Source organism: Pseudomonas sp. 300 (genome assembly GCF_055803035.1).
Genome location: NZ_JAVLRV010000003.1, coordinates 58168 through 79522, shown reverse-complemented (window position 1 = coordinate 79522; position 21355 = coordinate 58168). Strand labels below are relative to the sequence as shown.

Here is a 21355-nt window from a genome sequence, read left to right as displayed (position 1 = left end):
CTTTTACTCGGGCAGGGCGATCGGACCGATCTCGTTGAACACATCTCCTGGACCCGGGTTCTCGGCGTGAGTTTCACCGCCGAAGTGTTTCATGATGCCCCACACCGCATTGAGGGAGGTCTGCACCGCGCCTTCGACCCACGCCGGCGTCCACGAAACGTCGTCGCCCGCGATGAAAATCCCGCGTTGTTCGGCCGGCATCTCCGCCTGCATGAAGTGTGCGTACATGCGCTGGTTGTAGCGATAGTGGCCGGGCAGTGCGCCTTTGAAAGCCCCGAGGAAATGCGGGTCGGCTTCCCACGACACGGTGATCGGATCGCCGATGATTCGCGCCGCAATATCGACTTTCGGGTAGATTTTTTTCAGCGCGTTCAAGGCCAGTTCGACGCGTTTTTCCACCGGGTGCGGCAGCATTTTCAACGCGTCGCTCATCCACGAGTACGACAGGCAAATCACGCCCGGTTTGTCGTCGCCATTGTCGAACAGGTAGGTGCCACGGGTCAGGCGATCGGTGAGGGTCATGCTCATCAGGTCGCGACCGGTTTCCGGGTCCTTGTCCTTCCAGAACGGGCGGTCGACCATCACGAAGGTTTTCGACGATTGCATGTAGCGGGTGCGGTCGAGGGCCATCCACATCTTTTGCGAAAACAGCGTTTCGTCGCACTCGATCTGCGTGGTCAGCAACCAGCTCTGGCAGGTGGTCAATACGGCGGCGTATTCGCGGGTGTCGCCGTTGTTATCGGTGACTGCAAAACGGCCGTCCGCGGCGTGAGCGATTTTTTTAACCCCGGAGCGTGGCGCGCCTCTGTGCAGCGACTTGAGGCTGGTGCCTTCGGGCCAGTGCACGCAACGTTCCGGCACATGACGCCAGATGCCTTGCGGCACTTGTTCGACGCCGCCGACGACCAGATGTTGGTGATCGTCGCAGTTGGTCATTACGACGCGGAAGATTTCCAGCATCGAGTTCGGGAAGTCCGAGTCCCAGCCGCCGGTGCCGAAACCGACTTGGCCGAACACTTCGCGGTGATGGAACGAGAGCTTGGCGAAGGCTTCGGAGGTGGCGACGAAGTCGTAGAAGGTGCGGTCGTCCCACAGCGGAACCAGGGTGTTCCACAACTCCTTGAGGCGCGGCACGTCGCGGTCGCGGATAGCTTGCTGGATATCGGCGAACTGCGAGCCGGCCTCCAGGGCATCCGCCCAAGCGTCAGCCACTTCCTGGAACAGTGCAGGAAGATCCGCCAGTTTCTGTGCGTAGTGGGTTTTGCCTTCCAGGTCGATCACGGTGCTGCCAGAGGCAGGCGTCAGCGGATTGGGAAAGGGTTTGGTCTCGAGACCGAGCTTGTCGACATAGTGGTAAAACGCCGTGGACGACACCGGGAAGCGCATGCCGCCCAGTTCGGCGACGATGCCATCGGTCCCGTTGAACGCCTGGGAACGCAGGCGGCCACCCAATTTCGAGGCTTCGTAGACGACGGGCTTGAGGCCCAGTTTCATCAGTTCATAGGCAGCCACCAATCCCGCGATGCCTGCGCCGACAATCGCCACTTCGGCGCCGTGGTTGTGCGCAGGAATGCTGCCGAGGCCGGCTGGGTGTTCGATCCAGTCGTCAAAACCGAATGGAAAGTCCGGGCCGAAAATGGTGACTGGTTTTTTACCGTCTGCAGGATGGCGATTGTTCTTGTTCATGGCTGACCTTGCTGGCGACCGGACGCGGGGTGCGCGTCTGAGTATAGGAAAAGATGGCAGCCATTCTAGAGAGCGTAGAACACGTTAATAAGACGCAATGTGTCGTCGTTTTGCTAATTAATGGATCAAAACGACGAACTGTCGATACACAATGTCCATGTGGGAGCGGGCTTGCCGGCGAAGAGGCCCGGCCAGACACCGAAGCGTTCCGGGTTAAATCAAACCGGCTGACCGCGATCAATCTTGCTGCTGAGAATGATCGACGTGGTCGTCTTCTCCACACCATCCACACTCCCGATCTGATCCAGCAACTGATCCAGTTGCTCCGGCGAATCAGTCCTTAACCACGCCACATAATCAAATTCGCCACTGACCGCACACAACTGCTGCACCTGTGCCATCGCACTCAGCCGCCGCAACACTTCCTTGCCTGAGCGCGGTTGCACCGTGATCCCGACGTACGCCTGCAAGCCGCCGTCCACCACCCGTTGACCCAACCGAACGCCGTAACCGGTGATGACCCTGGCCTTTTCCAGTCGTGCCAGCCGCGATGTCACGGTGGTGCGGGCGATGCCCAATTGTCGGGCGAGCATGGCCACGCTTTCGCGGGCGTTGATCTGCAGGGCCGCGATCAATTGGCGGTCGATTTCGTCAAGCACAGGCGGGCGAGTGTCAGGCAAAGGTTGTCTCCAGCAACACACATCAATGGGTCCGCATGTTACAGCACCAATCGCATGCAGGATGTTTGGTCTAGCCTCAGTACCGTTCAGGCATTTTCACCTGCGAGACGGCCTACACCTGCACCGTCTACGGCAAAGTCTTCGCACTGGACACCGACACCGGCGCGCAACGCTGGAAGGGTGGACGCAAACCGTCAGGCATAGTCGAATGGGCTATCGAGGGATGTGAGGCGATGGACATGACGAACAGGATGCCTTCCGTTGTACGGGATCACGCATTACAGATCGCCCATCACGAAATGGGCCACTACGTCGTGGCCCGCGCATTGGGGTTTGCAACGGGCGGCGTGACCCTGTCGGTGACCATGGACTTGCGGCATCAAGGGGGCGCCTCGATAACCCTGGCGCGCCCGATTTCGTCGATGGAAGCCATGAAAGCGCATTTGGAGGCCCGGATGATGGTCCTGTTGGCCGGTGCCATGGGGCAGACATTAACTTCGACAAAGTTGTCCGGGAAACACGTCGACAAGTCTAAAGCAGTAGCCATCCTGAAAGGCGCGCTGGGGGCGGAACAGGATTACGCAAAAGTAAAAGAGCTTCAGCATTTGCTGCGCAATATCACCTGTCCCGATACGGATCCCGCGTCCTCTGAGCGTATTGCGGCTGAACTCCAAGTGATGACTGATCGCGCGTGGGGCCGGACCCAAGAAATCGTCGAAGATCTGGCCGATACGATCACTGAATTGGGACGCGTGCTGGTCGACGGCATGGTCATCGTTGAGCAGTGGGGTAGGGCGGCGGATACGTATGAGGTGGTTTTCACGCGCGAAATGCTTGAGCGATTGCGGCCAGTGCGGGCCATTCCAGCGTTGGGTGTTTGGGCTTAGCGCACCGGTCGATCTCTGATGAGATAGCCCCGAATTATCGAGGCTCATTTCACGATCAGTCCGCCGCTATGCCCTGGGATTCCAAGCGAATGGGTGACAGCTGTGCGCAGGTTGGAAAACCGGGAAATTAGGAAACCGGCACGCCCGAAGACGTCCCGCGCACAGCCGTCATAACTCAAGAGCTCAAGCCAGGAAAGCCTTTGCAATCGAGAAGTGGCGCTGTTGCGAGTAATTTCGACGGGTTTCCAAGCCCGATCGCTGAATGATCAGCGACGTCCGGAGACTATCCCGTCGAAGAAAAGCGCAACAGGCATCAAAGTGCCCAAAACGGACGATTCGGAGTTTGCCTACAAGGTCTGCGGACGTCATCCGATATTGCGCCACCTGAAGTAAACAAAACCAAACGCCACAAGCCGAAAACCTACACCCCGCTAGAAACCGCCCTTAACAATTTCATTGGCAACCAAGGTGGTCGCGTGACTGCCAATGCCTAGAGTTATTCCCTTGAGATCATATTCCTTGGGTGGCATATTGGTATGGGTTGGGAAGTTGAATACACCGACGAATTTGAAGGCTGGTGGGAAGGTTTGGATGCGAAGGAGCAAGCTTCGGTGTCCGCCAGCGTTGATTTACTTGGGGTCTTCGGGCCGGATTTGGGTTATCCCCATAGCACCGACATCAAGGGCTCTCGATTTGGACATTTGCGAGAGCTTCGGGTCCAGCAAGCGGGGCGACCCTATCGCGTGCTCTATGCGTTTGATCAACGCCGGTGCGCGTTGCTTTTAATCGGAGGTAACAAAACCGGTCAGAATCGTTGGTATGAAGTGCATGTCCCGCTGGCGGAAAGATTGTATGACGAGCATTTGGAAATATTGAGTAAAGAGGGCCGTAACGATGGCTAAAAAATTTGCTGAACTCCAAGCGCGCATGACGCCGGAGTCGCGAGCTGACGCAGAGCTGCTGTTCCGGCAGCATCTCAAGGAAATGCCCCTGCACGAGCTTCGTAAGGCTCAAGAGCTTAGCCAGGAAACGTTGGCCAAGACTCTACATGTCAATCAGGCCGCCATTTCCAGAATGGAACGGCGCACTGACATGTACATCAGTACCTTGCGAAACTACATCCGCGCCATGGGTGGCGAACTGGAAATAATCGCGACCTTTCCCGAGGGCCAGGTCAGGATCGAGAATTTCGCCAACTGAGTCGAACTAGGCACGCTGGTGTCGCGATCGAGTTGTTCCATCAGACACGAAAAAGCCGCGCATTCAGCGCGGCTTTTTTGTTTGGTGGGCCCACACGGACTTGAACCGTTATGTGGTATAGAAAATGTCCGATTGGACACTGTCCGTCCGGTTGCAGGTATCGAGAAAAGCAAGCAGCACCGGCATATCTATCCATTAATTAAAGCTACCATGCGATTTCTACAAATGCAACACTGGTGTTGTATTTGTAGCTAACGCTTTTTTGGCGTGTCCGAAGCCACCACAGCAACATCCTGGGGCGCTGCCCCAGACCCCGCTCTACGCCGCCCGAGGGGCTCGGGAAGCGGTCAGGCAGAGCCTAACCACTTCCAGAGCTGAGGCTGTCGCTGCGCTGGGCAGGGTGTTGTCAATAAAAATAACGGTTTCTACCCGCTTCGCTTGGCAGACACTCCGTGATTTTTTTGACAATTCAGTTCCGAGGTTGGGCAGGGGGCTGGAGAATCAAATCGAAAGTCCGACGCACAGGGTATCGCTGCGGTTTGGTCGAGCCACGCCTTGCTGTACAAGCGTTTGGGTGCTCAGAATCAAGGCTAGGCGTTTGGATCGGGAGATGCCCGTGTACAGCATGCTTCGCTCCACGAATTCGCTCTGGCTGAGCGAGCAGATGATGGATGTTTGATACTCGCTGCCCTGGGCCTTGTGGATTGAGATGGCATAAGCAAGCTTCATACCTAGCAGGAACAACTCCATCCGAGAAAGGACTACTTCGAGTCCATTGATGTTGAAGATGCCAGCGCTCTCCCCATTAATGACTGTCATTCCGGACATCACACCAGTGTTTCCGTTGAACAGGTTATGTTCGTAGCTGTTCTGGCTAACGATGACTGGATCGTTAACGCGCAGCCAGAAATTGCCCATCTTGATGCCAGGCGTCTCGTCTGTATGTTGAAGGACGCTTTGCAGATGGTTGTTAATTTTATGGCCAGAATCAGGCATGCGATCAGACATGTGAGGCGTCAATATCTGAGCATCGGGGATGATCTGCTTTATTCGAGTCAGGTGGCCAAGCAAATCCTTTGTGGTGGTACAGGGGATGAGAAATACCCCGTCACGCTCACCGTTCCATATTGGGAGAGTGTTCAATTGACCTGAACGTATTTCCATGGAGGTCTTCTGCAGGTCACTATCGCCAACTGTCCTATGTACCTTGGTCAAGTGGGTTGATGGTATTGCCTTCGACTTGGCCAGCGCGTGAAAGAAGATGCCGTACCCCACCGGGGATAGCTGACCAGTGTCGCCGACCAGGAGAAGTGAAAGCTCCTTTCTGGCGAAGGCGTTGAGTAGCTTGAGCATCAGTGCGATGTCGACCATGCTGGCTTCGTCGATGACCACAAGCGGGTCGCCACCACTGTTAAGTCCAGACGACTCTGTGCTGATCTTGATCAAGAAGCTGTGGATCGTATGAGTGTCTCGGTCAATCGCCTCCCTGGCTCGCTCCTTAGCTTTGCCGCTCAACGCCAAGACGTGTACCGGGCGGTACTCCGAAGCGATATCGACAATGGCCTTCAATACAGTTGTCTTTCCTGTGCCTCCGAACCCAGTGAGCGTGCTGATTCGGCTAGTAAGTGCCATTAGCACAGCGCCCTTTTGGTCTGGCGTGAAGGAGTGGCCATAGGAGGCCTCCATTCGTGCGCAGTAGTCTTCAGTGGCCTTGGCAAGTTCTTGGGGCGAACCATGGAGGAGAGACATCTGGGCAGATGATAAGGTGGCTATACGCTGCTCAAGCTGGCTCTCAACCAGAGCGGCACCTAGCGGCTGTATGAAAGGCACACCGCCCAGTCTCTTGGTGCATACAGCTCGCCTATCAAGAGCGAAAGTTATTGATAGGTCGACTAGCTCAGGAGATGGGATTCTCTGCCTCAGTAGCGCCTTCAGATCGTCTAGCGAGCATGCTGTGTGTCCCTGATCGAGGCGGGTGTACAGCAGGTACTCGACTATCCCTGAAAGCCTGCGAGGATCATCTGTAGTGATCCCCAGTTTGGAGGCTGCAGCTTCAACCGTTTTCCAAAGGTTCGGATGAACTCCATGAAACGCCACCAGACTGTAAGGGTTGCGCTTTAGCCGTTCAACGGTGTCTGTCTGGCACACCTTGAGAATGCTCTTTGCAAGTCCTGGATCGAAATCATGCTCCATCAGAAATTGAATGGTTGAAATTTCGTTCTGCAGAGATCCCCATGCCTCCACGAGCTTCTGGGCTAAGTCAGGATTGATCACTTCAGCTAAGTGACTCACTTTCCCTGCAGTTAGAATTTGAGCAAGATTTTCTGCACCGAAAACCCTAACCAATTTGCCCACTTTGGCCTTTCCAAATGCTAGTCCACGAAATGCAGGATGCTTGATGAGCAGGCGCTCGACATATGCAGCCACTGGCAAGTTAACAATGTGGCAGCTTTCGACCTGCACAAAATCCCTGAACTGATCGTGGCCTACAATCGACCCCTTTATTTGCCAGCATTCGCCTGGTTGGGGGACACGAGTGATTATTTTGTAGCTGGCTTTGCACGTGAAGACTTTTCTCTCGCCGACGATACGACCAGAGAAGATGGCTCCCCCGATGCTGCCGGGCTTCACTGAGCTGACTTGAACCACACCGGTAAGGCTGCTCATAAGATGAACGACCGCCCAGAGTCGATCATAAGCTCCTGCTGGCTGCTGACCTCCGCTGCAGTAGAGCGAAGCATGCGCACTTCAGCGGACAGCCGCTCTACCTGTTCTCGAAGCAATTCGTTCTCCTTCGACTTTTGCTCCAGCATGGATCTAAGCCGGCTGGCCTCCTTGCTCTTTGAATCTGCCATTTCTACGAGAGCAGATTCAGGATCTTTGGGTGCATAAACCTCGCTACCAATCCTGCGAATGTCCTTGGCGATCACTTGTTCAAGAGTATCGCCTAGTGGGCAGAAAACCTTTTTTGCGCTTTCTGAAAACCACTGCCGGCGATTGCCGCAATCATCAGCAATCCTACTGAAGTTAACGTCACCAAACTGATTCACAGGAAACTTTTTACCTTCCTGCTCCAATTGCGTGACATAGTCTCGGTATCGCTCAAAGGGTGTGCGCTTCGGATCATTGCTGGCCATGATTCTTTTCTCTTGCATTTATCCAGGCGACAAATGGCTCGGCAAGCTCTTTGGGAACAAGCCCTTCCAGTGGTTCAAGGTCGTTGAAGGCGCAGATGATTTTTTGGGCGCTAAGGTCAACCGCGAACATCCCATCGCTGGCATCAAGTACTAGCTTGAGGGCACGACAGGTTTTGTCAAACTTAGACATGAAGCCTTGATCTGCGGGCTTCGTCTCAGGCAGTGGAGTTGGCGTAGCGCCATGACTTCGAAGCGCTGATCGAAGAGCATCATTTTCCTTTCTCAGCCTTTCTACTTCGGTACCTAGTTGGTCTGCTCGCTGGGCAGATAACTTCCCTACAAGCATCTCCTTCTTGGATTCTAGGTTGCCAGACGGATCCCAGTGTTTGTAATAGATTGGCCCGATCAACGACCAATAGTCGCTGCTTTGTACCAAAGTCCTGTAGCCAATTTTCTTCTCGTTTACAGGCAGGTCAGTATTATAAAGCTCGGCGCAAAACCTAGAGAATGGCGTCACTCCATCGAATGACACCTTACCGGCGAAAGCTTTAAGTTGGGGTATAACCTCGTCTTTGATTCTGGCGATCCTGTAGTCTCGCTTACGCTTTTGAGAGCCTGCAAATCGATTCTGCCCTGGTTTAGCACCTTTACTCACGCTGGGACACTCCCAGGGTTCGACACAAGTCTGAGAATCGCATTCGGGCGTTCAAGGGGCATAGGCTTGCTCATAGCTTCACCCAGGTCATGCAGGGAGAGACCAAGAGCTTCACAGGTGGATCTGATCAAGCCTCGGAACTCGTCAATCAGCGTAAATCCTATGGGAGCATCCTGCAGCATACGGTTAAAGTCACCTGTGAATGCGAGCAGCTTGTTTCTTGCAACCATGATTTGTTGTCTCAGCTGCGGAGTAAAATATTCCGCATGAGTTTTTGCTTCCGTAGTGCGGGCGATCAGGTTGGTCAGCACTTGGTCAGTCAGATCCAACCGCTGGAGGTGCTCAGAGACGATTTCTGGCTTTTCTATCAAGAACGTAGATCGAGTTTTGATGTCGTTGTGCATTTGCTCAAGGCAATGAGCAGTGACGCTCCAGGAGATGATTTCCGAAGCAAGAAATTTCCTGCGATTGGCCGTAGGAACAAGGCTCTCAGGCGATGCTCCATTCTTCTTGGACTCTGAAATGTGGGCTTCCAGCTCGCTACACTCGTCAGTCAGGACACGAATATGGCCATGGATTCTGGGAAGATGGTCGACGGTCTTGATAGAGTAATAACAGCCGCCGCACGGCATCACTGATCCTGGTACAGCGCCTAGATCTCGAATCACATCTGATGTACAGGCATTGCCGAACGGGCAAATATGAGTCGGCATGAATGCCAGCGAATCGATGGGACGCTGCTTTGCCGCTTTGATCCCCGAAAGCACCTCATCGTTATGTTCGCGGTCAAATGAAATCGCTCCAAAGTCAATCAAAGATGCGTGTATGTCCTTGCGAAACGCTTGTTGGAGTTTTGATGTCACATCTTCGGCCTTGATGGATGACATCGCTGGGCGCTCAACTAACCAGCCATTTTCGATACTCATCTTTTGATATTGAGCGACTGACTTCAAATATGCGGGATCTACTTTGGCGTAATACATTACATGCTGTTCGGTGGCCTGCCCCGTGATGAATTCACCGATGATGTGAGGTGGCAGTACCCTAATGTACTCAGATACAACCGAAACCCGACAGGAGTGGGGAGTATGCTCGATTAACTTGCAGGCTACCCTTTCGAGTCTGATGGCTGACAAATAATCAAAAGGCTCGTCGAGTGTCTCGTAGTCTTCAAGAGCCTCCGGCATCATGTTTGTCGGGTCGATGCCAAGCTGGAATCGACAAAATAAATCGAATGAGTAAATTAATCGTCTAAAGTATCTTGCGTACGACCCAGGGTGGAGCACTCCTGGCTCTCCGCCCTTGGGGAACAGGGTTACGATTTGTCCAAACGGACTCTCTTCATGGTGGTCATACCAAACTTCAGCGTCAAGAGCTGGATCATTAAACCACGTCAGCATTTCTCGCTGTCGATCCAAAACCTCAATAACATTTTTAGAGACGGTGGCATCCCAGGCATCATTGCACTTGTCAGTGTTGACCCGAAGCTTGCACAGGGGAGCTAGTCGCATAGATCTGTCTACATGCATGCTATAAGTACGCTTGTCTAACCAGCGAATATGCATGCTGCGTATGCCCGTCTCTAACGCAACGACGTTATGTCGGATATAGTTTAATTGCGGGTAGTGAACAGTCACGCCACTGGCGCTGCAAGTATAATCCATCATGGGGATCGTAAACCTAGGCAAGAGGCGCAGAGCCTCATAGCCAATTGGCCTATTTGATTTCGACTTGGGCTGGGATGCGTCAAAGGACTGGTTTCGATAGAACACAACTGGCACATAACCATACTTTTCTGTCTGTATGATTTTGTGACTCTGATGCCAGTAGTCTGTGTCAATGTCCGCCCTATACTTTTGGTCGTATAAGCTTATCTGCTCATCATGCACTCTTTCTGCGAGAAAGGTTCCGAACGATTCGATCGCATAAGAATACTGCAGGAGGTAGGGGAAGTGCTCAGACCCAAAAGCCGGCTTGCTTGATCCAGATCTTCTCTTAACTACCGGGTAGTCGATATCCGATATAGGGTTAACGAAACCAGTTAAGTCGCTATTCGCGCTTGCATGAACAGCAATGTAGTTGAAAAGTGCATCAATTTTGTATAATAGCTGCTTTAGGGTCGAGGCCGAACGACCTTTTCTGAGGAAACTAAGAAGCCCATCGAATCCTACACCCTCAATGTGCTCTCGGTTTAGTTCTCTGGGGTGCGGAGGAGGCATGCCCGTAGCCGCAGGATAGGTATCGAATAGATACGTGTTCAGAATGCTGTAGCATTTTTCTGTTTCTTTGTAGGTCTTCTGGCCACGAGACTTTAGAAGGGCAACGAATTTGCCTTGATAATTAAGCCAAGCGTCCACCACATTCTTGTGCTCGGGAGGATAGAAAAACTCTCCAGACTCAAGCGACTTTCTATTGGCGTGCATGACGTTCTTGATGGGTTTGCTAATTAAACCACCCTTACAGCGCTCGGGATATAGCTGTTGAACATAGCCCCAGAACGCAGTTGGTGCTATTGGATATGCAAACCAGCCTGTTTTGCCTTTCTTTGTCTGAAGAATGTGCTCCACCATCTCTGAGATATCGTCAGGATCTATATCTTCAATGCGATGCCAGTTCGAGCAACGAATCAAGCGCCATGCATACCATTCGAAATTTCTAACGGCGCTAGGATTCATTACTGTTGTTATGTCGGGAATATTCTCGTAGGTGACATGAGAAACGAATGGTGCGCTGACTAGTGCCAGAACTTCAGTGTAGGATGATGCAGCAAATTCGAAGAAGTTTGAATTTCCTTCACTGTCCCCAATGATAGGCTTCTTCATGTCTGCTGGTAGCAATACAGCCTTCTCTTGCCAAAGGAAGTGCAAGATCAACAGGCAGTCTCTTGTTAGCCTCTGAAGTGAAGATTTGTTTAGCCAGTTATGGGCGCTCTTCGCAACGACTTCCTTCGCAAGGCTGGCTTCTGGTGTTTTTCTGGAGCACGCGTGAGCATTTCTAATCCAGGTCTCATCATACGCTGGTGCGTTAGTATCGCTGAGGTGATCTTCAAACCACCTCAAGATCGAAGCATTATAGTATTCGTTGCGAGTAGAGCTTGTGATTTTGTTCGGAGATATGTAACCGGTGTTGAAGAGTTCTTCGCAGATGCATTCCTTTGCTTTTGTAATCGCATTTTTGATGCATCTCTCCAAGTCTTCGCCGGACTTGATGATCAGGATATCCTTGGTGAGATTAATCATTTTTATCTCCGTTAATTCTATCAACTTCTTTCTGTAATACCTCAAGCTGTCTAGAATGGAATTCCTGGCGAATTGTCATGAAAGACTCCTCGCCTCGCTGAGTTATATATTGATTCGCGTGTTGCAGGTAAGCCTCGACCATGTCGGTATCTTGCTTGGCATACTTCATTGTCGATGTGACATTGGAGTGGCCCATTAAAATTTTCACATACGTGATGGGTAGGCCAGGTAGGTCGCGGCCCGGAACCGGCATGTAGTTCAGCGTGTAGGTGCCGTACATATGCCTGAGCGAATGCGGGCTGATGCCAGTTGCATTCGATAACCCAGACTTCATAGCATAATTTTTGAAAGTCTTCTCTCGGCTACTCCTATCGCTAGCAAAAAACGGCCTACTGTCAGAGTTTTGAAACAAGAAGTCGTGACCAGCGCTGGAGTTGTATTCGAGTGTTAGGTACTTTTCAAGATGCTGCCAGAATATGGTCGCGAATGGCTCAATCAGGAAGGTCATCTCCGTGTCGCGCCCCTTCCAGGAGAGGCGTTCGTGCTCTTCTTCGGTTAATCCAGGGGAGCTCCTTGCGAATGGATCGCGAAGAAATACCGATAATTCGTCGACATCGATGTCACACATCCTGATCTGTAGGACTTCGCTTGTGCGAGCGCCAGTTGCTGCCAGCAATGCATACAGGGTCATGTCTCGATAAAAGGTTTGTGACCTCGGAGGCTTCGGCTGTCTAACAAAGCTGACTGCTCGTTCGATAGGGAATGCAATGGTCTTGAAGGGGCGTTTGTCATTCTTCCTATCCCTGCGCTTCGCCTGAGGAAACAGCTTGTCTTTCTTTCGCTTAGGGACAACAGAGCTGAGGGAGTCACGAATAACAGTTGCTAGCCAGGATTTGGCCTTTTGGGCAGATGCCTCGCGCTGGCTTCGGTACTCCCTCAGGTTCAGGTAGAAAGGGCTGAACAGCTGGTCAGGGGCAATCTTGTTTCTTTCTTCCGATACCCGAAGAAACCAGGTGATGGACGACTCAATCGTCTGTGAAAGCGAGATGTTGCTAGTGAGCTTCTCTTTGCCAAGGGATTCGGCCAGCTTGCGTGCAATGGGGTTGGTAGCGCCCTGACCGAACAGCAGGTAAGCCTGATAGCTGTAGATAACAGTCTCCACCGTGAGATCCACATCCGGAGGGAATTGGGTTCTTGAGGCTTCGTAGACGTAGTCGATGAAGCGACCGACATGCTCTGCATAGAGCTTCTCAGTGCTGGTAGCGAAGCCATGACCCGCCATCCATTTCGCGAAATGAGTGAAGGGTTCGAACGCTCGTGCCTGGTCGGTGACGTGCGCGTCAAGATGGATCAGCAGGTACCTACCTTCGCTCGTCACAGGGGCATCAACCAAGATGAAATTTTTCACTCGCACCACTTCCAAATACCACACTTTTTTTAGCATTAGGTGTGGTGGTTGCAGTGTCAATAAAAATTTTCAGGGACGGATTTTTCGGGAGTCTTTCGCCAGGGTTAAAGGCTCAAGCATTGCTAACCTTGAGTGGCGAGCAGAGCCCATTAGGCGAGCGCTGAATTTGCTCGGAGCAGAAACGACAAAGCCAGACCTTACGGTCTGGCTTTTGGATTTGGTGGGCCTCCCCGGAGTCGAACCGGGCACCAACGGATTATGCTTACCAGCTACAGCTTTCGCTGCCCCTTTCGGGTTTGTGGTCTGGACTGTCTCTTGCCTTTACGGCTCGCCCGTACAGTCTCTACACCTTCCTCTCGCGAGGCTTGGCTCGGGATTACCACGCTGACGCAGAGGCTTCCCCGAATTTGAGCGATTCTACCAAAGAGCAGAGCTAACTTACCCCAAGGCAACCCATTTGCTCATCGCCGTGCCCTGTGAAGGGGGTAGGCTTTGAGCCGTTAAGTCCGCTGCTCTAACCAACATGAGCTAGAGGCCCTAAAACGTCGCGTAAAGCTATCAAAAACCGGTTCCAAATACCACACCAAGATGCGTACCACATAAGAACCGTGGACCAAAGGATTATGAGTCCTCTGCTCTAACCAACTGAGCTATAGGCCCTCAGTAGGCCGCGGATTATAACGACGGTTTCTCGGCTGTGCTATCCGAAAAATCCGATACGGCTATACGAAGAAACGTCGCGGCGAATTCGTCCGGTGGTAAGGGCAGGCTGACGATGTAGCCCTGAATCTGTTCGCAGCCTTCTTCGGCGAGAAATTGCTGCTGCGCCAGGGTCTCGACACCTTCGGCAATCACGGTAAATTGCATGCTGCGGCCCAGTGCGATGATGGCACGAACGATCGCCGCATCGTGGGGATCATCCGGCAGGCCGCGGACGAACGACTGGTCGATCTTGAGGATGTCCAGCGGCAGGCGCTTGAGGTAACTCAAGGATGAATAGCCGGTGCCGAAGTCATCGATGGCCAGTTGCACACCCAGGTGCTTGAGTTGATGTAGCACCGCCAGCGCTTCCTCGGCCTGGCTCATGATGAAGTTTTCGGTAATCTCCAGTTGCAATAATCCGGGCTGAAGACCGTTGTCCTTGAGCAGTTGCTCGATCCGGCCGAGCAGGTTGGGCTGGCGTAGTTGTGCGCCGGCGAGGTTGACCGACAAAGGGCCGAGGCATTCATAAGTCAGATTCCATTCGTACATCTGCCGGCATGCGGTCTCGAGCACCCAGTCGCCGATTTGCAGAATCATCCCGTTCTCTTCGGCCAAGGGTATGAAGTGCTCTGGCGGCACGGCGCCGAAGGTCGGGTGATGCCAGCGAATGAGGGCTTCTGCACCCACCAGACGATTGTCGACCAGGCTGATTTTCGGCTGGTAGTGCAGCAACAGTTCATTACGCTCGATGGCGCGGCGCAGTTCGTGCTCCAGTGCGACGCGCTCGCTGGCCTGAGCGGTCAGGTCGCGGGTATAGCTTTCGACCCGGTTGCGGCCTTTAGCCTTGGAGCGGTACATCGCCGCGTCGGCGTTTTTGACCAGTGTGGCGACGTCGCAGCCGTCCTTGGGGTAGAGGCTGGTGCCAATGCTGGCACTGATGAAGAACTCGTGCTCGCCAGCCTGGAATGGCGCAGAAAAGCAGTTGAGCAGTTTGGTGGCGATGTTGTCGGCGTCGCTCGACTGTTGCAAGCCGGGCAGCAGGATGATGAATTCGTCTCCACCGAGGCGCGCCACGGTATCGATGTCGCGCAACTGGTCTTTGAGGCGCACGGCGATGCCCTTGAGCAGAAGGTCACCGACCGGGTGGCCGAGGCTGTCGTTGATGTGTTTGAAGCGGTCAAGATCGAGAAACAGCACGGCGCCCTGGCCGCCGTTTTCCTGCTGGTTGTTGAGTGCAGTCAGCAGTCGGCTCTCGAACAGCGTGCGGTTCGGCAAGCCCGTCAGCGGGTCGTGATGCGCCTGGTAATCGAGTTTGGCCTGCGCGTGCTTGAGGCTGGAAATGTCCGCGAATACGGCGACAAAGTGGGTGATGAACTTGTCGCGGTTACGCACTGCGCTGATGGTCAGCCAGCTCGGGTACAACTCGCCGTTTTTGCGCCGATTGGAAATCTCGCCCTGCCAATGCCCTTCGGCGGTCAGTTGGTGCCACATGGCCGCGTAGAAAGCGCTGTCATGCAAGCCTGAGGCGAGCAGGCGAGGGGTGTGGCCCAGGGCCTCGCTTTCGCTGTAGCCGGTGATTTCGGTAAACGCACGGTTGACCGCGCTGATGTGCTGCTGGGTGTCGGTGATCAATACACCTTCGGCGGTACTCTCGAACACGGTCGCGGCCTGTTGCAGTTTTTCCTGCATCAGGTGGCGCTCGGTGATGTCTCTAGCGATGGTCAGCATGCAATCTTCGTCGCCGATCGGCAGTGGACGGCTCGACACTTCACAAAGGCGGATCTGCCCGTCGCTGCGGCGGATGTGGCAACTGAAGTCGCGGACAAAACCATCGCGGTGCAGCAGGTCGAGCATCTGTTTGCGTTCGTTGAGATTGACCCAGATCCCCAACTCCAACGCCGAGCGGTCCACGGACATCGCGCTATTGAAGCCTGTAATGCGGCTGAAGCCTTCGTTGACCTCAAGCAGCAAGCCATCACTCTGCCGGGACAGCAGCAAACCGTCGGGGGACGCGTGGAAGGCTTTGGCGAATTTTTCTTCGGAGGTTTGCAGTTGTTGCTGGGTTTCCTTGAGTTGACTGATGTCGCGCACGACCACCACCAGCGCCGGGGTGGTGTCGAGGTCGAAGGGTTCGGCGGAGATCAGGCCGGTAAACACCTGGCCATTGTTACGGCGAAAGGGCATCTCCAGGTTGCGAATGCTGCCGGCCTGCAAGCGCTGCAACAAGCCCGGCCCGACACCGGGGATGCCCCAGATGTTCAGGTCGGTGGCGGTCTGACCGATGACTTCTTCAGCCTTGAGACCAATCTGTTCCTCGAACGCTTCGTTGACCTCCAGCAGGCAGCCATCCGAAAGCCGCGCGATGACCAGAATGTCCGGGCATTGCTGGAACACCGAGGCAAACTTCTGCTCCGACAGGCGCAATGCCTCTTCGGTGCGCTTGGCTTCGCTGATGTCGATCATCAACCCGCGCATCACCGGTTCATGACCGTGCTCGATAAGGCTGACGATGTCACGCACCCACAGGCAGCGGCCGTCGGCGGTGATGACCCGGTAATCGAGGCTGTGATCGCGCCCCGCCAGGACTTCGTGATCGCAGAAGGTCTGGGCGCGGGTCAGGTCTGCGGGGTGGATGATGTTGCGCCAGAACCCCGGAATCAGCCAATGGGACAGGGGATAACCGAGCAATTCTTCGGCGTGGGGCGACACGTAGCTGTAGGTGAAATCGGTGATTCGCGCTTCCCAGGCGATGGCCGAAAGGCTCTCCACCAACCCGCGATAATGGTATTCGCTGCTGCGCAGTTCCTGTTCCAGGTCGACGCGGCGGGCAATTTCCGAGCTCAATCGGCGATTGATCCGGATGACCACCGCGAGCACGGTGATCAGCAACAGCAAACCCGGCAGGCCGTAAACGATCAGGTCGGACCAGAAGGTTCGATGATCGAGGACGTTACCGACCCAATGTTCCTGGATGGCGCTGATTTCTGCCGGCGTCATGTCTGCCAGGACTTTGTCCAGGATGCCGACCAGAATCTTGTTGTCACGAGGTACGCCCATTGCCAGTTGATAGCGATAGGGCGTCTCGCCGCTGACATAGAGCCCGTCGAGCTTGAGCTGACGCAAGCTCCAGACGCTGGAAGCGAGATCGCCGACCACCGCGTCCACTTCGTCGGTCGCCAGAGCCTGCAAGGCCGAACTGACGTTGGGCATTCCCACCAGGTTCAGGTCGGGGTGGTGGGTACGCAGCAGTTCATGGGGCGCGTAGTCTTCCACCACGGCGATTTTCAAGCCGTACAGGTCTTCGAGTTTGCGCGGTTGAGCGCCTCCGACGTGGGCAAGTATGACGATCGGAAAGTCCAGATAGGGGCGCGTAAACGACAGGTAATTCTGACGCTCCGGGGTCGACATGATGCCCGGCAACAGGTCCAGTTTCGCTTGTTTGGCCTGCTCAAGCACGGCCGTCCAGCTCACAGGTTCAATGGGCGTAAGCTTGATGGCCAGGCGTTGGCGAATCAGGTCGATGTAGTCCGCCGCAAGGCCCTGATAGCGGCCCTGATCATCGCGAAACTCAAAGGGTGGCCATGACGCATCGACACCCAGGCGCAAATCCGGGTGGGCCGTCAACCAGCTACGTTCTTCGTCGGTCAGAGTCAGCGCGCCAGCCGTTGCGGTCCAGGTCATCAGCGACAGCAAAAAAAGCACGGTCGGCAGTCTGGGCATAACGGTCTCGTTATGGCTCGGGGAATGGTTCGAGTGTAGACGGGCAATTCAGCGGGAGGGAAGTGCGGGGGATTTAATCTGCATAAAGCAAAACCCCCGGCCTGGGCCGGGGGTTTTGTGATCACTCGTCGAGGAAGGAGCGCAGATGCTCGCTTCTCGTCGGGTGGCGCAGCTTGCGCAGCGCCTTGGCTTCGATCTGACGAATCCGTTCACGGGTCACGTCGAACTGCTTACCAACCTCCTCAAGGGTGTGGTCGGTATTCATGTCGATACCGAAGCGCATGCGCAGAACCTTGGCTTCACGTGCAGTGAGGCCGGACAGGACTTCGCGAGTCGCTTCTTTAAGGCTCTCAACGGTAGCAACATCGATTGGCGACTGCATGGTCGAGTCTTCGATGAAGTCACCCAGGTGGGAGTCTTCGTCATCACCGATCGGGGTTTCCATGGAGATCGGCTCTTTAGCGATCTTCAATACCTTGCGGATCTTGTCCTCAGGCATTTCCATGCGTTCGCCCAGCTCTTCCGGGGTCGGTTCACGACCCATTTCCTGCAACATCTGCCGGGAAATACGGTTGAGCTTGTTGATCGTCTCGATCATGTGCACCGGAATACGGATGGTGCGGGCCTGGTCGGCGATCGAGCGAGTGATCGCCTGACGGATCCACCAGGTGGCATAAGTCGAGAATTTGTAGCCACGGCGGTATTCGAACTTGTCTACCGCTTTCATCAGACCGATGTTGCCTTCCTGGATCAGATCGAGGAATTGCAGGCCACGGTTGGTGTACTTCTTGGCGATGGAGATAACCAGACGCAAGTTCGCTTCAACCATCTCTTTCTTCGCGCGGCGGGCCTTGGCCTCACCGATCGACATGCGACGGTTGATGTCCTTGATCTCGGCGATCGTCAAACCGGTTTCGGTTTGCAGCGCGGTCAGCTTCTGCTGGCAACGAATGATGTCCGGCTGCAGGCGACCAATGGCTTCAGCGTATTTGCTTTTGCCTTTGGCCAGTGCGTTGGTCCAGCTTTCGTCAACTTCGTTGCCCGGGAACTGGCGCAGGAAGTCGGCACGCGGCATGCGGGCATCACGCACGCACAATTGCATGATCGCGCGCTCTTGCTGACGCAGACGATCCAGGGCACTGCGAACACGCTCGACCAGGCCTTCGAATTGCTTCGGCACCAGTTTGATCGGCATGAACAGCTCAGCCAGGGCCAACAGCTCGGCGATGGCCAGCTTGTTGCCACGACCGTGCTTTTTCAGCGCCTTGCGGGTGATTTCCATCTGATCGGAGACAGCGCCAAAACGCTGTGCCGCGATGACCGGATCCGGACCGCTTTCGGCTTCTTCTTCGTCATCCGTTGCTTCGGCGTCATCGTCGTCGGTGTCGTCGTCCGCTTTCACGGCTTTCGGATCGACTGGCGGCGGCACTTCTGCAGCAGGCGGCGCAATGCCGTCGTCCGGGTCGATATAACCGCTCAGGACGTCGGACAGGCGGCCACCTTCGGTGGTGACGCGAGTGTATTCGGAGAGAATATGGTCAACCGTGCCAGGGAAGTGCGCGATTGCGCCCATCACTTCGCGGATGCCCTCTTCAATACGCTTGGCGATTTCGATTTCGCCTTCACGTGTCAGGAGCTCTACCGTACCCATTTCGCGCATGTACATGCGCACCGGGTCGGTGGTGCGACCGATGTCGGTTTCGACCGCTGCCAACGCTGCTGCTGCCTCTTCGGCCGCGGCTTCGTCGGTATCGGCGTCGGCCAGCATAAGGGAATCCTTATCTGGCGCAACCTCGAATACGTTGATCCCCATGTCATTGATCATGCGGATGATGTCTTCCACCTGTTCCGGATCTGAAATATCCTCCGGCAGGTGGTCGTTGACCTCCGCGTAAGTCAGGTAACCCTGCTCACGACCAAGTGTGATCAACTCTTTGATACGAGACTGCTGTTGCGCTTTTCCGGACATAACACCCTATCCACTGAAGGTCTTGGCGGGCAAAAAACAAGCCGAGGATTATACCTGAGCTATGACCTCACGCGCCAGTTGAGGTCGGGTTTGGTGTAGCCATATTGCGTTTTAATAGGTCGCGCATCTGATTTGCGATCTGATTTGCTTCCTCTGCGGTCAATCCTGGCTGCCTTGCTTTTCTGATAAGTGCTTCCAGGCTATCGGTGTGTTGACCGGTTGATAGCCTAGTAATGGTGTCTAAAAACTGTTGTTCAAGGTTATCGCCTTCAATCAGCCATTCCTTTTCGGCCAAGGCTTTGAGAAGGCGCCCCTGTTCAGTCCCGTGCCAACGGGCCATTAACTGAATTGAGTTTAGCTTAGGATTTTTTTGCACGGCCTCGATCAGGGCCACCAGCAATTGCGCGTAGGTATTGCTCTCATTGGCGAAGTGATCGGCGGTTTCGACCTTGCCAGCCAGCTCCGGGTGATGAATGAGCGTACGAAGCGCAATCAGGGTCGGGGCTTCCACGGCAATCGGCGTGCGCGGGGCGCTCTGTTGATCGCGATCACCGCCGCGCTTGCCATTCTTGTCCCACGGTTTCTTGTCCCATTTCTTGCCGCCGGCGCCGGGTTTCTTCGGCGTCCATTCCTGCTGCGGCGCGTACATCTCTTGTGCCTGCGGCTGATGGTAGTCGCTGTAATCCGGCATCGCGTCGTAATCGATGCCTGGGTCATAGGCCGGTGGCGCGTCCTGGGGTGCGCTTTGCACCAGTTGGCTCACGGCCTCGCCACTGAGCCCGGTGATTTCGCTCAGGCGCTTGCGCATGAGGATGCGCAGGTTCGCGCCCGGGACTTTGTCGATCAGCGGCGCCGCGAGGGTGGCCATGTGGGCCTTGCCTTCGAGCGAGCGCGGGTCCGACTCCTCGGTCAGTTGCTGAAAAAAGTAGTCGGCCAGCGGCTGCGCGTGCTGGTTGATTCGCGCGCGGAAAGCATCAGTGCCTTCGGAGCGGACCAGGGTGTCCGGGTCTTCGCCCTCGGGCAGGAACAGAAAGCGCGCCCGCCGCCCGTCTTGCAGGCAGGGCAGGGTGGCTTCCAATGCTCGCCATGCGGCGTTACGGCCAGCCTGGTCGCCGTCGAAGCAGAACAAAACGTTGGGCACGACGCGAAACAGTCGCTTCAAGTGCTCTTCGCTGGTGGCGGTGCCGAGTGTGGCGACGGCATTGCGCAGGCCTTGCTGGGCGAGGGCGATGACGTCCATGTAGCCTTCGACGACAATGATTTCGTCGAGATTACGGTTGTTTTTGCGTGCTTCATAAAGGCCGTAGAGTTCCTGGCCCTTATGGAATACCGGGGTTTCCGGTGAGTTCAGGTATTTCGGTTTGTCATCGCCCAATACCCGGCCACCAAAGGCAATGATGCGCCCGCGGCTGTCGCGGATCGGAAACATCACGCGATCGCGGAAGCGGTCATAGCGTTTGCCGGTTTCGGCGTTTTCGATCAGCAGGCCGGCGTCGACCATGGCTTTCTGTTGCAGGGTATCGCTGCTCAGGTGCTTGAACAGATTGTCCCAGCCGGGCGGAGCGAAACCGAGGCCGAAGTCCCGGGCGATCTCGCCGGTCAGTCCGCGTCCCTTCAAGTAATCCACCGCGGCTTTGCGCGATGGATGGCTTTTCAGTGCCTGCCGGTAGAAATCGGCGGCGGCGGTGAGCAACGGGTACAGCGGCGAATCGGTCGGCTGCCGCGGTTTGTGCGGCCGGCCGCTTTCTTCGCGGGGGATTTCCATGCCGGCGGCTTTGGCCAGTTCTTCGACAGCCTGGATGAAGTCCAGGTTGTCGTGGTCCATCATGAAGCCGAGGGCGTTACCGCCAGCGCCACAGCCGAAGCAGTAATAGAACTGCTTGTCGGGGCTGACGCTGAAGGAGGGGGTTTTCTCTTTGTGGAACGGGCAGCAGGCGGTGTAGTTCTTGCCGGCCTTTTTCAGTTGCAGGCGCGAGCTGACCACATCGACGATGTCGGTGCGGTTCAGAAGGTCGTCAATGAAGCTCTGGGGAATTAGCCCGGCCATGGCGGTCTCGTCATCTGCGCTGAAA

Annotated in this window: 13 protein-coding genes; 3 read left to right on the top strand and 10 right to left on the bottom strand. The window is 55.0% G+C overall.

What is annotated here, in order from left to right:
• Positions 1 to 3: 3 nt before the first annotated feature.
• Positions 4 to 1686: a flavin monoamine oxidase family protein gene (locus Q7W83_RS25725; RefSeq protein ID WP_150633686.1), complete on the bottom strand. Its 1683-nt coding sequence runs from the start codon at positions 1684 to 1686 to the stop codon at positions 4 to 6.
• A 218-nt stretch (positions 1687 to 1904) separates the two neighbouring features.
• Positions 1905 to 2366 (bottom strand): Lrp/AsnC family transcriptional regulator, encoded by a 462-nt coding sequence (locus tag Q7W83_RS25720; protein WP_008067391.1) that lies wholly within the window; start codon positions 2364 to 2366, stop codon positions 1905 to 1907.
• Between the two features lie 239 nt (positions 2367 to 2605).
• Between Q7W83_RS25720 and Q7W83_RS25715 the strand changes: the two genes are divergently transcribed.
• The 3 genes from Q7W83_RS25715 to Q7W83_RS25705 all read left to right on the top strand — a co-directional run bounded on the left by Q7W83_RS25715 (position 2606) and on the right by Q7W83_RS25705 (position 4453).
• The gene (locus Q7W83_RS25715) at positions 2606 to 3253 is read left to right on the top strand and encodes a zinc metalloprotease (protein ID WP_150639153.1); all 648 of its coding nucleotides are present in this window, start codon (positions 2606 to 2608) and stop codon (positions 3251 to 3253) included.
• 536 nt (positions 3254 to 3789) lie between these two features.
• Complete coding sequence (locus tag Q7W83_RS25710) at positions 3790 to 4155, top strand: type II toxin-antitoxin system RelE/ParE family toxin (RefSeq protein WP_473657790.1); 366 nt, start codon at positions 3790 to 3792, stop codon at positions 4153 to 4155.
• Entirely contained in the window at positions 4148 to 4453 is a 306-nt protein-coding gene (locus Q7W83_RS25705; protein ID WP_150633683.1) for a helix-turn-helix domain-containing protein, read from the top strand. The genes Q7W83_RS25710 and Q7W83_RS25705 overlap by 8 nt, the downstream gene beginning before the upstream one ends.
• A gap of 501 nt (positions 4454 to 4954) precedes the next feature.
• Here Q7W83_RS25705 and Q7W83_RS25700 read toward each other — a convergent pair.
• From Q7W83_RS25700 to dnaG, 8 genes are all read right to left on the bottom strand, one after another.
• On the bottom strand, positions 4955 to 7120 hold the full coding sequence (locus Q7W83_RS25700) for an AAA family ATPase (protein WP_473657787.1): 2166 nt from the start codon (positions 7118 to 7120) through the stop codon (positions 4955 to 4957).
• A complete protein-coding gene (locus tag Q7W83_RS25695) occupies positions 7117 to 7590 on the bottom strand; it encodes a hypothetical protein (RefSeq protein WP_473657784.1) in 474 nt (157 codons plus the stop codon). The genes Q7W83_RS25700 and Q7W83_RS25695 overlap by 4 nt, the downstream gene beginning before the upstream one ends.
• Complete coding sequence (locus tag Q7W83_RS25690) at positions 7577 to 8245, bottom strand: hypothetical protein (protein WP_473657782.1); 669 nt, start codon at positions 8243 to 8245, stop codon at positions 7577 to 7579. The genes Q7W83_RS25695 and Q7W83_RS25690 overlap by 14 nt, the downstream gene beginning before the upstream one ends.
• Positions 8242 to 11484: a hypothetical protein gene (locus Q7W83_RS25685; protein ID WP_473657779.1), complete on the bottom strand. Its 3243-nt coding sequence runs from the start codon at positions 11482 to 11484 to the stop codon at positions 8242 to 8244. Before Q7W83_RS25685 ends, Q7W83_RS25690 begins: the two co-directional genes overlap by 4 nt.
• The gene (locus tag Q7W83_RS25680) at positions 11477 to 12892 is read right to left on the bottom strand and encodes a tyrosine-type recombinase/integrase (protein WP_473657777.1); all 1416 of its coding nucleotides are present in this window, start codon (positions 12890 to 12892) and stop codon (positions 11477 to 11479) included. The genes Q7W83_RS25685 and Q7W83_RS25680 overlap by 8 nt, the downstream gene beginning before the upstream one ends.
• Positions 12893 to 13567: 675 nt before the next feature.
• On the bottom strand, positions 13568 to 17314 hold the full coding sequence (locus Q7W83_RS25675; RefSeq protein WP_150639136.1) for a bifunctional diguanylate cyclase/phosphodiesterase: 3747 nt from the start codon (positions 17312 to 17314) through the stop codon (positions 13568 to 13570).
• A gap of 121 nt (positions 17315 to 17435) precedes the next feature.
• Positions 17436 to 19283 (bottom strand): RNA polymerase sigma factor RpoD, encoded by a 1848-nt coding sequence (gene rpoD / locus Q7W83_RS25670; RefSeq protein WP_473657774.1) that lies wholly within the window; start codon positions 19281 to 19283, stop codon positions 17436 to 17438.
• A 67-nt stretch (positions 19284 to 19350) separates the two neighbouring features.
• Positions 19351 to 21330: a DNA primase gene (gene dnaG, locus Q7W83_RS25665; RefSeq protein ID WP_150639137.1), complete on the bottom strand. Its 1980-nt coding sequence runs from the start codon at positions 21328 to 21330 to the stop codon at positions 19351 to 19353.
• Positions 21331 to 21355 lie beyond the last annotated feature (25 nt).

What these genes read in the sequence shown, in the direction of transcription:
- Q7W83_RS25725 (WP_150633686.1), bottom strand. Translation starts at nt 1,686, where the DNA reads ATGAACAAGAACAATCGCCATCCTGCAGACGGTAAAAAACCAGTCACC.
- Q7W83_RS25715 (WP_150639153.1), top strand. Translation starts at nt 2,606, where the DNA reads ATGACGAACAGGATGCCTTCCGTTGTACGGGATCACGCATTACAGATC.
- Q7W83_RS25710 (WP_473657790.1), top strand. Translation starts at nt 3,790, where the DNA reads ATGGGTTGGGAAGTTGAATACACCGACGAATTTGAAGGCTGGTGGGAA.
- Q7W83_RS25705 (WP_150633683.1), top strand. Translation starts at nt 4,148, where the DNA reads ATGGCTAAAAAATTTGCTGAACTCCAAGCGCGCATGACGCCGGAGTCG.
- Q7W83_RS25700 (WP_473657787.1), bottom strand. Translation starts at nt 7,120, where the DNA reads ATGAGCAGCCTTACCGGTGTGGTTCAAGTCAGCTCAGTGAAGCCCGGC.
- Q7W83_RS25695 (WP_473657784.1), bottom strand. Translation starts at nt 7,590, where the DNA reads ATGGCCAGCAATGATCCGAAGCGCACACCCTTTGAGCGATACCGAGAC.
- Q7W83_RS25685 (WP_473657779.1), bottom strand. Translation starts at nt 11,484, where the DNA reads ATGATTAATCTCACCAAGGATATCCTGATCATCAAGTCCGGCGAAGAC.
- Q7W83_RS25675 (WP_150639136.1), bottom strand. Translation starts at nt 17,314, where the DNA reads ATGCCCAGACTGCCGACCGTGCTTTTTTTGCTGTCGCTGATGACCTGG.
- rpoD (WP_473657774.1), bottom strand. Translation starts at nt 19,283, where the DNA reads ATGTCCGGAAAAGCGCAACAGCAGTCTCGTATCAAAGAGTTGATCACA.
- dnaG (WP_150639137.1), bottom strand. Translation starts at nt 21,330, where the DNA reads ATGGCCGGGCTAATTCCCCAGAGCTTCATTGACGACCTTCTGAACCGC.